This is a genomic window from Rummeliibacillus sp. JY-2-4R, from assembly GCF_053847205.1.
In genome coordinates, this window is record NZ_CM132623.1 from 406,737 (window position 1) to 423,814 (window position 17,078).

Annotated in this window: 17 protein-coding genes; all 17 read left to right on the forward strand. The window is 37.3% G+C overall.

From position 1 onward, the window contains the following. Window position 1 precedes the first annotated feature (1 nt). The 17 genes from ACWV26_RS02010 (at window position 2) to murA (ending at window position 16,816) form a co-directional block, all read left to right on the forward strand. Entirely contained in the window at window positions 2–1,294 is a 1,293-nt protein-coding gene (locus tag ACWV26_RS02010) for a methyl-accepting chemotaxis protein (RefSeq protein WP_455896708.1), read from the forward strand. A 981-nt stretch (window positions 1,295–2,275) separates the two neighbouring features. Then, the gene (gene rpiB, locus ACWV26_RS02015; protein ID WP_455896709.1) at window positions 2,276–2,719 is read left to right on the forward strand and encodes a ribose 5-phosphate isomerase B; all 444 of its coding nucleotides are present in this window, start codon (window positions 2,276–2,278) and stop codon (window positions 2,717–2,719) included. A 23-nt stretch (window positions 2,720–2,742) separates the two neighbouring features. Then, complete coding sequence (locus tag ACWV26_RS02020) at window positions 2,743–3,294, forward strand: TIGR01440 family protein (RefSeq protein WP_455896710.1); 552 nt, start codon at window positions 2,743–2,745, stop codon at window positions 3,292–3,294. Between the two features lie 14 nt (window positions 3,295–3,308). Continuing rightward, complete coding sequence (gene glyA, locus ACWV26_RS02025) at window positions 3,309–4,571, forward strand: serine hydroxymethyltransferase (RefSeq protein ID WP_455896711.1); 1,263 nt, start codon at window positions 3,309–3,311, stop codon at window positions 4,569–4,571. A 907-nt stretch (window positions 4,572–5,478) separates the two neighbouring features. Beyond that, window positions 5,479–6,108, forward strand: coding sequence for a uracil phosphoribosyltransferase (gene upp, locus ACWV26_RS02030; protein ID WP_455896712.1), 630 nt, complete (start codon window positions 5,479–5,481; stop codon window positions 6,106–6,108). 24 nt (window positions 6,109–6,132) lie between these two features. Next, on the forward strand, window positions 6,133–7,251 hold the full coding sequence (wecB, locus tag ACWV26_RS02035; protein WP_455896713.1) for a non-hydrolyzing UDP-N-acetylglucosamine 2-epimerase: 1,119 nt from the start codon (window positions 6,133–6,135) through the stop codon (window positions 7,249–7,251). A 501-nt stretch (window positions 7,252–7,752) separates the two neighbouring features. Then, entirely contained in the window at window positions 7,753–8,133 is a 381-nt protein-coding gene (locus tag ACWV26_RS02040) for an ATP synthase subunit I (protein WP_455896714.1), read from the forward strand. An 18-nt stretch (window positions 8,134–8,151) separates the two neighbouring features. After that, complete coding sequence (atpB, locus tag ACWV26_RS02045; protein WP_455896715.1) at window positions 8,152–8,865, forward strand: F0F1 ATP synthase subunit A; 714 nt, start codon at window positions 8,152–8,154, stop codon at window positions 8,863–8,865. An 81-nt stretch (window positions 8,866–8,946) separates the two neighbouring features. Further along, window positions 8,947–9,159, forward strand: coding sequence for a F0F1 ATP synthase subunit C (gene atpE / locus ACWV26_RS02050; protein WP_455896716.1), 213 nt, complete (start codon window positions 8,947–8,949; stop codon window positions 9,157–9,159). Window positions 9,160–9,328: 169 nt separating this feature from the next. Further along, the gene (gene atpF, locus ACWV26_RS02055) at window positions 9,329–9,853 is read left to right on the forward strand and encodes a F0F1 ATP synthase subunit B (RefSeq protein WP_455896717.1); all 525 of its coding nucleotides are present in this window, start codon (window positions 9,329–9,331) and stop codon (window positions 9,851–9,853) included. Then, a complete protein-coding gene (locus ACWV26_RS02060) occupies window positions 9,850–10,386 on the forward strand; it encodes a F0F1 ATP synthase subunit delta (RefSeq protein WP_455896718.1) in 537 nt (178 codons plus the stop codon). The genes atpF and ACWV26_RS02060 overlap by 4 nt, the downstream gene beginning before the upstream one ends. A 28-nt stretch (window positions 10,387–10,414) precedes the next feature. Further along, entirely contained in the window at window positions 10,415–11,935 is a 1,521-nt protein-coding gene (atpA, locus tag ACWV26_RS02065) for a F0F1 ATP synthase subunit alpha (RefSeq protein ID WP_455896719.1), read from the forward strand. A 54-nt stretch (window positions 11,936–11,989) separates the two neighbouring features. Beyond that, a complete protein-coding gene (atpG, locus tag ACWV26_RS02070) occupies window positions 11,990–12,850 on the forward strand; it encodes an ATP synthase F1 subunit gamma (RefSeq protein WP_455896720.1) in 861 nt (286 codons plus the stop codon). 47 nt (window positions 12,851–12,897) lie between these two features. Then, complete coding sequence (gene atpD, locus ACWV26_RS02075; protein WP_455896721.1) at window positions 12,898–14,313, forward strand: F0F1 ATP synthase subunit beta; 1,416 nt, start codon at window positions 12,898–12,900, stop codon at window positions 14,311–14,313. Between the two features lie 24 nt (window positions 14,314–14,337). Beyond that, window positions 14,338–14,742, forward strand: coding sequence for a F0F1 ATP synthase subunit epsilon (locus ACWV26_RS02080; protein WP_455896722.1), 405 nt, complete (start codon window positions 14,338–14,340; stop codon window positions 14,740–14,742). 68 nt (window positions 14,743–14,810) lie between these two features. After that, window positions 14,811–15,056 (forward strand): DUF1146 family protein, encoded by a 246-nt coding sequence (locus ACWV26_RS02085; RefSeq protein ID WP_455896723.1) that lies wholly within the window; start codon window positions 14,811–14,813, stop codon window positions 15,054–15,056. 461 nt (window positions 15,057–15,517) lie between these two features. Then, window positions 15,518–16,816 carry a UDP-N-acetylglucosamine 1-carboxyvinyltransferase gene (gene murA / locus ACWV26_RS02090; protein ID WP_455896724.1) on the forward strand — a complete coding sequence of 433 codons (1,299 nt, stop codon included), beginning with the start codon at window positions 15,518–15,520 and terminating at the stop codon, window positions 16,814–16,816. The last annotated feature ends 262 nt before the right edge of the window (window positions 16,817–17,078 follow it).

Genomic DNA, 17,078 nt, shown 5'->3' on the forward strand with positions numbered 1-17,078 from the left:
CATGGAAAAAAAAAGTGCGCGGCATTCTTTTGGTTTAAAAAAGAAACTTATTCTATTTGTTACAGTGTTAGCTGTCATTACATATAGTGTTTGTTTCTTCTTTATCGACTATTTACAACCTCAATTTTTCCCTAATGTAAGTAAAAATTTATTTGGAATTATTACATATACTTTAGGTATTGTATGGTCCGGTATTTTAGCAGGAGTATTTAGCTCTCTAATGATAAAACCGTTGCAAAAACTTGAGAATGTTGCAATCGAAGCGGCTGAAGGTAAAATTCACAATGATATAGATATGCCGAAGAGCTCAGATGAAATTCGATCACTTTCTGAAGCTTTTCAAACTATGCTTGTCAGCTTACGTCAAATGGTTTCAAGTATCAATCAAAATTTCCAATCTACAAATAAAACTGTCCTAAACTTATCGGAAGAAACAGGACAAGCATCAAAACAAACAGAATCAATTGCTGAAACAATTACTAATATCTCTGAAGGTGCACAAAGCTCCGCAATCGCAATCCAAGAAACAGCAGAAGCATTAGAAGATGTACGCTTGTTAGCTGAAGAGGTAAACGTTCGAGCAGTAACTTCATCCAATCATTCAGCTCAAATGGTGAGTGAACTAAAACACACAACTGATGCTATTAACAAACTTGTTGAGGGAATCGAAAAAATAGCATCCGGAAATAAACTAGCCTTGCAAGACATACATCAACTTGAAAAAAACGCGTTAAAAGTTGAACAAATTATTCAACTAGTTGGGGATATTGCAGAACAAACCAATCTACTTGCACTAAACGCGTCTATTGAAGCAGCAAGAGCAGGTGAACATGGCAAAGGCTTCGCAGTAGTAGCAGAAGAAGTTCGGAAACTTGCTGATGAGAGCGCGGGAGCTGTAAAAGGAATCACGCAACTTATCCAAACAATTCAACTTGATGTGCAAACAGTCGTTGGGAAAATGACAGAACAAGTAGACATTGCAGAAAGTGAAGTAGCCCGAATCTCGGAAACAACCACAGCAGTCGATGGAATGACGGATATGGTCAACGAAATGGCCGGCTCTATCGTGGAAATTTCGGAGTTCGTAGGGAAACAATTACATAACATTGAAAGAACTGCACACCAATCACAAGAAGTAGCAGCTATAGCTGAACAAACTTCTGCGGGAGCCTTAGAAGTTCAAAGTGCAACGGACGAACAAGTTAGATCAATTGAACAAATTGATCAACTATCACAAATACTAAAAAAACAATCCGAAGAACTCTATCAAAAAATTCAACAATTCGAACGGTAAAAAACTAATTAAAAAGCAGGCAAAGGGAAAAGTTATTCTCTTTGCCTGTTTTTTATGAAAAAAGATGATTCCTTAGATTGAAATAATCTACCAAGCATTTCTCTTTTGGAGTTTTCCCTACTAAAAATACATTTATATTAGCAATAGATTGTGGGAAAAGTTAAAAAATTCTTATCTATACTAATATAAACATCCCTACTAATTTGTAAGATAAGCATAAGATAGATTGAATCTACTAATAAAGGAGGGATAGATATATTACTAAATGCAAAGCTCATTTCATGGGATCCTAGCACGGGTGAGTTGACCTACAGTGTTGCAGGTGTTACACAGACATCAAAAGTCGTGTCTACTACGACTCCGCACCGAGCGCCAATCAACCGTTTCTTGCCAGGCGACCAAGTTAGACCCTTGGTTTTGCGCTGGAACGAACCTATCAGAGGCATCAAGGGGAGGGTTTTTTTCGGAGACACGAATCCACCAACCGACATCCAAAACACCTTTAGTGGGATAACTGCTGATCTAGCTGCTGCAGGAGCAAATATGGCAATCCATCTCAAGCCCCATAGCGATATCGTAGCAGCTCTTCACCCGATACCTTTTATACCTCCTAATCCAGTATAATAAAGTGAAACTTCAAATAGTGGGGGTTTTTTCATCCCCCACTATTGCCTCTCAAAAGGTACAACTGTATCAAAAAGAGTAACAACTCCTCCGAAAAGGCGACAACCCTAAAATACCACAACAATTCTTTTGAAGCTAAAAATACTCAGTCACTCCAACCTTTATAAAAGACGAACTTAAAATAACAAAATAAGAAATATATTCGTATTTAATAGTAAATTACAACAAAATAAATCAATAAATAACAAAACATTCGTATTTCATGAAAGATACTATCGCATTTAGGCTAAATATATGTCATTATACATATAGAAGTGGTAAACTGGTGATGAATAACAATTGAAAAGAGGGAACCCATTGAAAATTGCAATTTCATCAGATCATGGCGGTAACAACTTACGAAAAGAGATCATAGCGTTACTTGAAGAATTAGGTATTAGTTATGAAGACTTCGGTCCAAAATCATCTAATTCAGTAGATTACCCAGACTATGCATTACCAGTTGCAAATGGAGTGGCAAATGGAGAATTTGACCGAGGCATTTTAATTTGTGGTACAGGTATCGGTATGTCAATTACTGCAAACAAAGTAAAAGGCATCCGTTGTGCATTAGTACATGACGTATTCAGTGCAAAAGCTACACGTTGCCACAATGACTCAAATGTTTTAGCAATGGGTGAAAGAGTCATCGGCCCTGGCCTTGCGCGTGAAATTGTTCAAACTTGGTTATCAACTGATTTTGAAGGTGGACGTCACGAACGTCGAATTGATAAAATCAAAGCATTAGAAGAACAAGAATAATAATAGATTCGAGGTCTTAAAAGATGAATTTACATCAAATTGAAGAACAACTACAAACGTTGCTAGCAGAATTTGAACAACAAGTGACTTTCCGTAAAGGCCAAATATTTGTAGTCGGTTGCTCCACTTCAGAAGTAAAAGGCCAAAGAATAGGCACTGCAGGTGGATTAGAAATTGCAGAAGCATTATATAAGCCATTAAAAGCATTTGCTGATAAACATGAATTATATTTAGCGTTTCAAGGTTGTGAACATTTAAATCGCGCCTTAACTATAGAAAGAGCTGCAGCAGAATACTATCGACTAGAGCCTGTCTCAGTTGTTCCAGTTCGTACTGCTGGTGGTTCGATGTCTACGTATGCGTTTAGTCAATTCGAAGATCCGGTAGTTGTTGAAGAAATTGCTGCGCATGCAGGTATTGACATAGGTCAAACATTAATTGGTATGCATTTGAAGAAAGTGGCAGTTCCTGTACGTACTTCCATCTCACATATTGGAGATGCAGTCGTGACAGTTGCAAAAACTCGTCCTAAATTGATTGGTGGCGAGAGAGCTATATACAACGAAAGTAAATAGGGGGATTAGGTCTAATGGAAAATCTTGTAGCACAAGAAAAATCAGTAATTGCATCTCAAGACAAAGCTGTATATGAAGCAATGGAAAAAGAATTTGCTCGTCAACAATCTAATATTGAGCTAATTGCATCTGAAAATATCGTTTCAAAAGCGGTATTAGAAGCTCAAGGCTCAGTTTTAACGAACAAATATGCTGAAGGCTATCCTGGTAAACGTTACTATGGTGGTTGTGAATTTGTAGATGTAGTAGAAAACATAGCACGCGATCGTCTAAAAGAAATTTTCGGCGCTGAATATGCAAACGTACAACCACACTCAGGTGCACAAGCAAATATGGCTGTGTACTTCACAATTCTACAACCAGGTGACACTGTTTTAGGTATGAACTTATCTCATGGTGGTCACTTAACACATGGTAGTCCTGTTAACTTTTCAGGTGTTCAATACAACTTCGTAGAATACGGTGTAACAGAAGATACAAACTTAATCGATTATGAAGATGTTCGTCAAAAAGCTCTTGAACACAAACCAAAGCTAATCGTAGCTGGCGCATCTGCATATCCACGAAAAATTGATTTTGCTAAATTCCGTGAAATTGCTGATGAAGTAGGAGCATATTTCATGGTAGATATGGCTCATATTGCAGGTCTTGTAGCTGCAGGAGAACATCCAAACCCTGTACCATATGCTGACTTTGTAACGTCAACAACTCACAAAACATTACGTGGCCCACGTGGTGGTTTAATTCTTTGTAAAGAAGAATGGGGTAAGAAAATTGATAAATCCATCTTCCCTGGTATACAAGGTGGCCCATTAATGCACGTAATCGCTGGTAAAGCAGTGGCATTTGGTGAAGCACAACAACCAGAATTCAAAGAATACATTAAACAAGTAGTCCAAAATGCTAAAGTATTTGGCGAAGCATTACAAGCTGAAGGAATCAAACTAGTATCTGGTGGTACAGACAACCACTTATTACTATTAGATGTCCGTTCTCTTGGATTAACAGGTAAAGTTGCAGAAAAACTATTAGATGATGTGAACATTACTGCAAACAAAAACACAATTCCATTTGATCCAGAAAGCCCATTTGTTACTTCTGGTATTCGTGTAGGTACACCAGCAGTTACTTCTCGTGGCTTCAAAGAAGAAGATATGAAAGAAGTTGCTTCTATTATTGCATCTGTATTAAAAAATCCAGAAGACGAAGCAATCAAACAAGAAGCAATCAAACGCGTAAAAGCGTTAACTGATAACCACCCAATCTATTCAAAATAATAAAGGCGTTACCCTTAAGCTGCTTTTGCCACAACGGCAAAAGCAGTTTTTTTATGGGGAAAGTTCACCATAAAAAATAATACTAAATAATGAAAATACAAAATGCGCAACCTAAATTAAAAACTAGCGTTATATTCAATGTGAGAGAAAGTCTATTTAACGAGCACGACATTGCATTAAACACGCAAAGAACATCGTAAGTAAGCAAGTAATCTACATTATAACTATCTACAATATGCTAGAAAAGAAAAACGTAGACAGTAAAACAAGCCAAATAAACCCACCGCAGAATAAAGACATTTTTAAAAATAAAAAAGCAAACCCATTAATTACTATTTAGATAATCGGATATTTTATAGTATTAAAGGCAACGAATTTAAAGACTAGAACGAAAAAAAGTCAAAATAGAAGGATGCCTTTTATAAAATTTAGTATCCCAAACAAATTGAAGAATAATCGGTGTAAGTTAAAAATCGAGAGTATCTTCTATAAAAGCATTAGTACTATTGTTAAAGTGGAATTGAGCTGCGACTCCTAGCTAGAAAAAACGAGACAGGTGAGACCCCGCACAGAGCGAAAATTCTTTTTGCTCTGCAAAGGGAATTTTCTGCGACGAAGCGATGTAGAAGCATATGCTTGAGACGACTCACTGCTCGCCCGCAGGAAAGCGAAGCTAATTTTGAAGTATTATATTAATTTTTCACTCCTTAAAAGCTAGAAGGACTGAACCTGCAACAATCAAGGATAAAAAGAGATCTTTATCAGTACATAAATCAATTTAAAATATACTAACTTTTCAAAAGATTAGAATATCCAAATGAACTATAAAAAATGTAATACCATTACATAACATGTTTTCTTTTCTGTTATAATAAGCAAGATAAACATATAGTAGGGAGAGAAAACCGTGGGTAAAGTATACGTATTCGATCATCCATTAATCCAACACAAACTAACATATATTCGAGATAAAAACACAGGAACAAAAGAATTCCGTGAACTAGTAGACGAAGTAGCAACACTAATGGCATTTGAAATTACTCGTGACATGCCAACTGAAGAAATCGAAATTGAAACACCAGTAACTAAAACACAAACAAAAGTATTATCTGGTAAGAAAATTGCTGTTGTGCCAATTCTTCGTGCAGGTTTAGGCATGGTAGACGGTGTCTTAAAACTAATCCCCGCTGCAAAAGTAGCTCATATTGGTCTATACCGTGACCCTGAAACATTAAAACCAGTTGAATATTATGCAAAATTCCCAGCTGATTTAGAAGAACGCGACTTTATCATTGTTGACCCAATGTTAGCAACAGGTGGTTCTGCAATTGAAGCTATTAACTCACTTAAAAAACGTGGCGCAAAAAATATTAAGTTTATGTGCTTAATTGCCGCTCCAGAAGGTGTTAAAGCAATCCAACAAGAACATCCTGATATTGATATTTATATTGCTGCTTTAGACGAAAAACTAAATGACCACGGTTATATTGTTCCAGGTCTTGGTGATGCTGGTGACCGTTTATTTGGCACAAAATAAATACGTTTAGGTGGTGCAAAGAAATTGTCTAAAAAGTGGAAAGTAATGACTGTGTTCGGAACTCGCCCAGAAGCGATTAAAATGTCTCCTCTAGTATTAGAGCTAAAAAAGCATACCGAGGAAATTGAAACAATTGTTACTGTAACTGCTCAGCATCGGCAAATGTTAGATCAAGTTCTTGATACATTTCAAATCAAGCCAGATTATGATTTGAATATTATGAAGAATCGACAAACGCTTATTGATGTCACAACAAGAGGTCTTGAAGGTTTGGATGCAATTATGAAAGAAGCTAAACCGGATATCGTTCTTGTACATGGTGATACAACGACAACATTTGTCGCAAGTTTAGCTGCGTTTTACAATCAAATTGCCATTGGACATGTAGAAGCGGGATTACGAACGGGCAATAAGTATTCACCTTACCCAGAAGAGATGAACCGTCAACTTACAGGGATTATGGCGGACATCCATTTTGCACCAACTGAACAAGCAAAACAGAATCTACTACGTGAAAATAAACTAGAAAAAAATATCGTTGTAACGGGTAATACAGCTATAGATGCATTAAAAACAACTGTGAGCGATCATTATGAACATCCTGTTATAAAGAAAATGGGTCAAGATAAAATGATATTACTCACAGCTCATCGTCGTGAAAACTTAGGCGAACCAATGCGTCATATGTTCAAAGCGATTAAGCGCTTACTAGTTGAGTTTGACGATATCCAAGTAGTCTATCCAGTACACTTAAATCCAGTAGTTCGTGAACTTGCAAATGAAATACTTGGTGATGAGGAAAAAGTACATTTAATCGAACCGCTGGAAGTATTTGATTTCCATAACTTTGCCTCAAGATCTTATATGATTTTGACAGATTCGGGTGGTGTGCAGGAAGAAGCGCCATCGCTTGGAAAACCAGTGCTTGTATTACGTGATACAACCGAAAGACCAGAAGGCATTGAAGCGGGTACATTGAAACTAGCAGGTACGAATGAGGATACGATTTATAAGCTAGCAAAAGAATTGATAATAGATAAGAGTGCCTATAAAAAAATGGCTCAAGCATCCAATCCATATGGTGATGGTCATGCATCTGAAAGAATAGTAGAATCTCTTCTATCATTTCTTTCGCAAAAATAATATTTAAACCTACCTTACAAATTCTATATAGACTTTGTAAGGTATTTTTTGTCTATATTTCAATAAAAAATATAATAATAATGAAATTTCCGTTCAAAATTTGTCTACAATTTGACAAATACGATAGGTTGTGAAGTTTTTCCCTCTAACCAATTGACATGAAATATTCACTATTGTATGCTTACAAAGGGTAAGAATGATAAGGGTTTCAGCTATAAATTATAACGGAAACTCTTTAGATACCAAGTTTCTACTAATTTTGCAGTGAATATCATTTACTGTAGAATTTTAGCGGTTTTTGTACGTCTATTTGATGTCCTTATGAAAGCGGTGGGTTATCATTAAGGCTTATCTCTCACAAATTGGATTCGATTCAGCTCAAGAAGATAGAGTTAAACCGTTTCCACCCCGCGTGTAGTTTTTAACTACTTATCCGACATCCATTCGGTGGTCAGCTATTACTTCCATCATTCGAAAATAAGATTCAGGAGATTAAGACCAATGCTAGAATTGCATCAGATTTTTGCAAAGCAGAAGAAATTGCTCTTTTTTTTGCTCGCATTTTGTGCGTTAGGCTGGGGATTTACTTCATTCAAAACAGTATTTGCTGGCCTTGCAGTAGGTGTGCTTTTTGGTCATTATAACTTTTGGATTCTCGTCCGAAGAATGGAACGTTTTGACCAAGCATTAAGTGAAGGTAAAAAGGCGCCATCTATTGGGTCGGGCCTACGCTTTGCATCCGGTGTTGCTGCTGCTGCAGTAGCAATCACATGGCCAAAGTATTTTCACTTAATTTTTGTGGTCATTGGGCTAATGATTCCGTACGTTCTGCTTTTAGTAGACAGGATCGTATTTCATGTAAAAACCAATAAGCACATTTGAAAGTGAGGTGAATGCAAAGTGCAACATGAAAATCCGCATTTTGATTTTTTGGGTCTAGGGTTTAACCCAGCTAATATCCTAGTATTACTGGTTACAGCTGTAATTGTTTTCTTAATTGCTTTCATTTCAACTAGAAATCTGAAGTTAAAGCCAACGGGCATGCAAAACTTTATGGAGTGGGTAATGGACTTCGTAAAGAACATCATCAACAACAATATGGACTGGAAAACAGGTGGTAGATTCCACGTTATGGGGATCACACTGATTATGTTCATCTTTGTTGCGAACATGCTAGGTCTTCCTTTCTCAGTTCAAGTAAATGGAGAACTATGGTGGAAATCACCAACGGCTGACCCAACAATCACAATGACTCTTGCCGTAATGATTTTAGTATTTTCTAACTACTACGGTGTTAAACTACGTGGTGCAAAACACTATTTCAAAACGTTTACTTCTCCAATGGCGTTCTTATTCCCATTGAAGATTATCGAAGAGTTTGCTAATACTTTAACACTTGGTCTACGACTTTACGGTAACATTTTCGCAGGTGAAATTCTTTTAGGTTTACTTGCAACATTAGGTACAAGTTGGCATGGCATGGGCTTCTTAGCAGCAGCAATACCAACATTAGTTTGGCAAGGATTCTCCGTATTTATCGGTTCAATCCAAGCATTTATTTTCGTTATGTTAACAATGGTTTACATGTCTCACAAAGTGAGCGAAGACCATTAAGTATAAATTTTGTTTAGCAAAAGCTAAACGGCTGACAACCATAAAAAAAAATAATAACATTTCCAAGGAGGAAAATTTACAATGGGTTTATTAGCAGCAGCAATCGCAGTTGGTTTAGGTGCACTTGGTGCAGGTATTGGTAACGGTTTAATCGTTTCAAGAACAGTAGAAGGTATCGCTCGTCAACCAGAAGCTCGTAGCGTTCTTCAAACAACTATGTTCATCGGGGTAGCATTAGTCGAAGCCCTTCCAATCATCGCGGTAGTTATCGCGTTCATCGTAATGAACAAATAATCGTCTTTAATTGTTTTATGAAAATGGCGAAGAAAATTCCATTTAATGAATCCTTCGCCATTCCTTTATGCCTATAAGTTTTTGGCATAGTTCCTTTTGAATTTATATCTTACTAAGAATCAATCATAAATGATTTGAACTCTAAGCTCTTGAAGGGAGTGAAACAATCGTGTTTTTAGACTATCTATCACTAGGTGAGGCAGCTCACGTTGGAGTTAACTGGGGAGATATCCTTGTAACTTTAATCGTTTTCATCGTCCTTATGTTGCTTTTGAAAAAATTCGCATGGGGTCCATTGATGGGCGTTATGCAACAACGTGAAGAACAAGTTGCTAGTGACTTAGACGCAGCTGAAAAAAGCCGTCAAGAAACGAAACAATTATTAGAAGAACAACGTAGCCTTCTTAAAGAAGCTCGTGTAGAAGCGCAAGCGATTGTTGAAAACGCTAAGAAACAAGCTGATCTTCAAAAAGAAGAAATTGTTTCTGCAGCTCGTAACGAAGCTGTACGTTTACAAGAATCTGCTAAACGTGATATCGAGACTGAAAAAGAAAAAGCAATCGCAGCTGTTCGCGAAGAAGTGGTTTCACTTTCTGTCCTTGCAGCATCTAAAGTGCTTAACAAAGAAGTCTCAGAAGAGGATAATCGTTCTCTAATCGAAGAAACGATTGCGAAGGCAGGGGAAAATCGATGAGTCAATCGACTGCAGCGAATCGCTATGCTAAAGCATTATTCCAATTAGCACAAGAACAAAATGTTCTTAAAGAAGTAACTGAAGATTTACGTGAAGTGAAAATCGCTTTTGAGGAAAACAATGAATTATTCCAATTACTTGATTCTCCTAAAATCGAAGATGATAAAAAGAAAGCAATCCTTTCTGAAATCTTCGCTTCCGTACAACCTATCATTGTGAATACAGTAAAACTTTTAGTTGATAAAAAGCGTATTCACGAAGTGGTAAGTGTAATTGATGCATTCGTAAGCCTTGCTAACAATGCTCAAGGTGTTGCAGATGCTATTGTATTCTCAACTCGTACACTTGACGAAAAAGAAAAAAATCGCATTTCTACTGCATTTGCTCAAAAAGTAGGGAAAACTGCGCTTAATATTACAAACGAAATCGATAATACACTACTTGGTGGAATTCGAGTTCAAATCGGAAACCAAATTTACGATAACTCTGTCGCAACAAAACTTGCTGGCTTAAAACGTGAATTAATCGGTTAATCCAATAATTATTTGAGAGGTGACAAACGTGGGCATCAAAGCTGAAGAAATCAGTGGACTTATTAAAAAACAGATGGAAAATTACCAATCTGAAATGCAAGTTAGCGAAGTAGGTACGATCATCACTGTTGGTGACGGTATCGCTCGTGCTCACGGCCTAGACAACGTAATGGCTGGAGAATTATTAGAATTCTCTACTGGTGTACTTGGTATGGCACAAAACCTAGAAGAAAATAACGTTGGTATCGTTATCCTAGGCTCAGCTAAAGGCATCAAAGAAGGCGATGAAGTTCGTCGTACAGGTCGTATTATGGAAGTACCAGTTGGTGAAGAACTAATTGGTCGTGTAGTAAACCCACTAGGTTTACCAATTGATGGACAAGGTCCAATCAATACTACAAAAACTCGTCCGATCGAAAGCCCTGCTTTCGGTGTAATGGCTCGTAAATCAGTTGACGAACCACTACAAACAGGTATTAAAGCAATCGATGCTTTAGTTCCAATCGGTCGTGGTCAACGTGAATTAATCATTGGTGACCGTCAAACAGGTAAAACATCTGTTGCTGTCGACACAATCTTAAACCAAGCTGACCAAAACGTAATTTGTATCTATGTTGCAATCGGCCAAAAAGAATCAACTGTACGTAGCTTAGTTGAAACTTTACGTCAAAATGGTGCACTAGATTACACAATCGTAATTTCAGCATCTGCAGCTTCTCCAGCTCCATTATTATACTTAGCTCCTTACGCTGGTGTATCAATGGGTGAAGAATTAATGCTTCAAGGTAAAGACGTATTAATCGTATATGATGATCTTTCTAAACAAGCAGCAGCTTATCGTGAACTTTCATTATTATTACGTCGTCCTCCAGGTCGTGAAGCATATCCTGGTGATGTATTCTACCTACACAGTCGTTTATTAGAACGTGCTGCTAAATTGAACGAATCTTACGGCGGTGGTTCTATCACAGCTCTTCCATTCGTTGAAACTCAAGCAGGCGACATCGGTGCTTACATTCCAACAAACGTAATCTCAATCACAGATGGTCAAATTTTCTTACAATCTGATTTATTCAACTCAGGTGTTCGTCCAGCAATCAACGCAGGTCTTTCTGTATCTCGTGTTGGTGGTTCAGCACAAATTAAAGCAATGAAAAAAGTTGCCGGTACACTTCGTCTAGACTTAGCTGCATTCCGTGAACTTGAATCATTCGCTGCATTCGGTTCTGATCTTGATGCTGCTACTATGGCAAAACTTGAACGTGGTAAACGTACTGTTGAAGTTCTAAAACAAGATCTTAACAAACCAATCAAAGTTGAAAAACAAGTTGTAATTCTATATGCATTAACAAAAGGATTCTTAGATGATATCCCAGTTCAAGACATCGTTCGTTTCGAACTAGAATTATATGCTTGGTTAGATGTTAACGACGACAATGGCGCCGGCGTTTTAAATCAAATTCGCACTACTAAAGGCCTTCCTTCTGATGAAGATATGGCTTCAACAATCAATGCATTCAAAAAAACTTTTGCTCCATCAGCTGAGTAAGATTGTATAGATTTAGTGAATTTAAAAATAAAACGGTAAGGTGGTGAAATACCAGTGGCATCATTACGCGAAGTCAAACAACGTATAAAATCTACAACTAGTACAAGTAAAATTACGAACGCGATGCAGCTTGTGTCATCTTCAAAAATGTCACGTGCTGAAGCAAACGCAAAAAGATACGTTCCTTATATGAATAAAATTCAAGACGTTGTTGCAGCGATTGCAGCAGGTACTCCAGATGGTTCACATCCAATGTTAATCACACGTCCTGTAAAGAAATCTGCTTACTTAGTAATCGCATCCGATCGTGGATTAGCAGGTGCATACAACTCTAACGTTATTCGTAAAGCTCTTGATGGAATGCAAAGCCGCAACCAATCAAAAGAAGACGTTGTTATTTTTGCAGTTGGTCGTGTTGTAAGTAAATTCTTTAAAAAACTAGGCTTTAACGTAGTTGATGAAGAAATTGGTCTACCGGACCAACCTTCATTTGCAGATATTAAACAAATTGCTCGTAAAGCTGTTGGTATGTTCACAGACGGTACATATGATGAACTTTATATGTACTATAGTCACTTTATCAGTGCAATTTCTAACGAACCTACGGAGAAAAAAGTATTACCAATTAGTGATATTACTCCGACAAGCGCTACAACAGCTTCTTATGAATTTGAGCCATCAGGCGAAGCAATCTTAGAAGTATTGTTACCACAATATGCAGAAAGCTTGATCTATGGTGCGTTACTAGACGGTAAAGCGAGTGAACATGCTTCACGTATGACAGCAATGAAGAGCGCTACAGATAACGCTCATGACTTAATAAATGATTTAACAATTCTGTATAACCGTGCACGTCAAGCGGCTATTACACAGGAAATTACTGAAATCGTTGGTGGAGCTGCGGCCTTAGAATAGGCCTCTCCCTAACTTTTGTAATTAGTTCGATAGGAGGGAATACAAGTATGAACACAGGACACGTTCTTCAAGTAATGGGTCCAGTTGTCGACGTACAATTCGATAACAACTCATTACCAGATATTAACAACGCGCTAACTGTAGAAATTAAACGTCCTAATGAAGAAGCTGTTACTCTTACTTTAGAAGTAGCCCTTCACTTAGGCGATAACGCTGTTCGTACCATTGCAATGTCATCTACAGATGGCTTACAACGTGGCGCAGAAGTAACTGATAAAGGTGCTGCAATTTCAGTACCAGTTGGTGAAGTAACTCTAGGTCGTGTATTCAACGTATTAGGTGATACAATCGACTTAAATGATCCAATCCCAACAGAAGCTCGCCGTGATCCAATTCACCGCGAAGCACCAAAATTCGAAGAACTTTCAACAAAAGTTGAAGTACTTGAAACAGGGATTAAAGTAGTAGACTTATTAGCACCATATATTAAAGGTGGTAAAGTCGGACTATTCGGTGGTGCCGGTGTTGGTAAAACCGTATTAATCCAAGAATTAATCAATAACATCGCTCAAGGACATGGTGGTATTTCCGTATTCACTGGTGTTGGTGAACGTACTCGTGAAGGTAATGACCTATTCTACGAAATGAGCGATTCAGGCGTTATTGCCAAAACAGCAATGGTATTCGGACAAATGAATGAGCCACCAGGTGCTCGTATGCGTGTAGCATTATCTGGTCTTACAATGGCTGAATACTTCCGTGATGAAATGGGACAAGACGTTCTATTATTCATCGATAACATTTTCCGTTTCACTCAAGCAGGTTCAGAAGTATCTGCCCTACTAGGTCGTATGCCTTCTGCCGTTGGTTACCAACCAACTCTTGCTACTGAAATGGGTCGTTTACAAGAACGTATCACTTCTACAAACAAAGGTTCTGTAACTTCTATCCAAGCGGTATATGTACCAGCCGATGACTATACTGACCCGGCTCCAGCTACAACATTCGCTCACTTAGACTCTACAACTAACCTTGAACGTAAACTTTCTGAAATGGGTATCTACCCAGCAGTTGATCCACTTGCATCAACTTCACGTGCTTTATCACCAGAAATCGTTGGTAAAGAACACTATGATATTGCTCGTCAAGTTCAATCAACATTACAACGCTATCACGAATTACAAGATATCATCGCTATCTTAGGTATGGATGAATTATCTGATGAAGATAAATTAGTTGTTGCACGTGCTCGTCGCGTTCAATTCTTCTTATCTCAAAACTTCCACGTAGCAGAACAATTTACTGGTCAACCAGGATCTTACGTACATGTAAAAGATACTGTTCGTGGCTTCAAAGAAATTCTTGAAGGTAAATACGATAAATTACCTGAAGATGCATTCCGTCTTGTAGGTGGTATCGAAGAAGTTGTTGCGAAAGCAAAAGATATGGGCGTAGAACTTTAATACTAGGGACTTGGAGGAAAAAATATGAAGACAACTGTAGTCAACATTGTCACTCCTGACGGCCCAGTATACGATTCAGAAGTAAGCATGGTTATTGTGAAAACTGTAACTGGTGAAATGGGGATTCTGCCTGGACATATTCCAACAGTAGCTCCATTAGCAGTTAGTGCTGTTCGTATTAAAAAAGAAAACAGCGCAGATGTTGTTGCAATAAGCGGTGGCTTTGTCGAGATTCGTCCCGATAAAGTTACAATCTTAACTCCTTCTGCAGAAATTGCCGAAGATATCGACATTGCTCGCGCAAAAGAAGCTGTTAAACGTGCTGAGTCTAGACTTCAAAGTAAGCAAAATGACATTGATTTCAAACGTGCTGAATTATCATTAAAACGCGCGATGAATCGTATCAACGTTAAAGAGGGTAACATCTAAGTAATAGATTAATTTGAAAGCGAGCAGAAACGGTTCTGCTCGCTTTTTAAAGGTTATGGAGGGGAAATATGAGTTCGGTATCATCTATAATCGGACAAAATGCACTACTTGGGATATGTTCACATATATTTTTTATCGGTGTAACGTTTTATGCATTACAAGCATTAATGTATGAGAAAATTTTCAAAAAAAATCACGTATTTCAAATTCAGCTTTTATTTATTCTAGTGAGTATTGCGATTGGATCAGCAGTGTCAAATTTCTTTTTAACTGTTTCTACATGGTCAAGACAATTACCTTTTTTATTTAATTAACAGTATTCTGTATGCAAAAGAAATAATGGCACAAACTTATTATACAAACGTTAGTATATTGTTCAGTACTCAAAGGATTTATACATTATAATAGAAGTATACGTTTTAACTGTTCTTGAAAGTGCTTTTACATTATTTCTTTTGCATTTAGAGTAACCATTACCCAGGAAATATTTTGTTGAAGATTGTTTTATTTCCGCAAATGAAGGGTAATTATCGATGGCACAGAGAATTGGAAATTTTGTAACACATTTCTAGCATTTTTACGTAATATAGTATTACTATAGTTATTTATTCGTAGAAACCTAAAATAGTGTAATCGGTTCTTGTCAACAAAGTGAAAAAACGGTAATATGTAAGATGCTTTGTTACTAATTATTGACATCAAACAAGTTAAAAACGTGAATTTTATGGACTGAAATATAAAGATTTTATTTAGAATAAGTTCGGAGGGACATATTGTGGAGAAAATTGTTGTAAAAGGCGGCAAGGTTTTACACGGAAATGTAAAAGTAGAAGGAGCAAAAAATGCAGTTCTACCAGTACTTGCAGCATCATTATTAGCGTCTGAAGGAAAAAATATAATTAATAATGTGCCGAACTTGGCGGATGTATATACAATTGATGAGGTGCTAAAAAGTTTAAATGTAAATTTATCTTTTTCACCTAAAGAAAATACCGTTGTGATTGATGCCTCTGGACAATTATCTTCAGAAGCTCAATTTGAATATGTACGTAAAATGCGTGCTTCTATTTTAGTAATGGGACCACTACTTGCTCGCAATGGTTATGCACGTGTAGCAATGCCAGGTGGATGTGCAATTGGTTCAAGACCAATTGATCAACATTTAAAAGGCTTCGAGTTAATGGGCGCTAAGATTTCAACAGGACACGGTTATGTAGAAGCATCAACTGATGGCCGTCTAAAAGGTGCTAAAATCTATCTTGATTTCCCTAGTGTTGGTGCTACTGAAAACATTCTTACAGGAGCAGCTCTTGCAGAAGGTACAACGATTATCGAAAATGCTGCAAAAGAACCTGAAATCGTGGATTTAGCAAACTTCATCAACGAAATGGGCGGAAAAGTTGTTGGTGCAGGTACTGACACAATCCGTGTTGAGGGCGTTGAGAAATTATATGGCACAACACATTCTATTATCCCTGACCGTATTGAAACAGGTACCTTTATGGTAGCAGCTGCAATTACTGGTGGAGATGTTATAATCGAAAATGCTGTACCAGAACATTTAACAGCTTTAATCGCGAAAATGCGCGAAATGGGCGTTGAGATTGAAGATGTAGATGCAGGTTTACGTATTCGTGCAAAACATCCTTTAAAAGCTGTAGATGTAAAAACAATGCCACATCCTGGTTTTCCAACGGATATGCAATCACAAATGATGTCACTAATGCTTGTAGCACAAGGTGCAAGTGTGATTACAGAAACTGTATTTGAAAATCGATTTATGCATGTTGAAGAATTTCGTCGAATGAATGCTAACACAAAAATCGACGGTCGATCTGTTATTATTAATGGTCCAAGTAAACTACAAGGTGCAGAAGTCGCTGCAACAGACTTACGAGCAGCGGCCGCTTTAATTCTTGCTGGATTAGCTGCAGAAGGAATCACACGTGTTTCTGAGCTTCAACATTTAGACAGAGGATATGTGGATTTCCATAAAAAATTAGCTGCATTAGGCGCAGACATCGAACGCGTCTCAACAGAAGAAATTCATGAAAAAGAATTACAAACAAACTAAGTATTTTAATTAATTCGTTTAAAAAAGTCTACCCATTACATTCTTAGTATGTAATGGGTATTTTTATACATAAATTTCGAAATTTATTTATTAAAAATTAAATTCTTTTCACAATCGTGAAATGTAGGTATGGTTTTATGCTCTCTAAACAAGTAAGGATTTAGAGGGGGATTTGGAGGGCTTTGAGAAAAGGAAGGTGCAATAAGTTTTAGAAATGAAGTAACCGAAAGAGTAAAAATAGAAGATTACATTAGAAATGCTT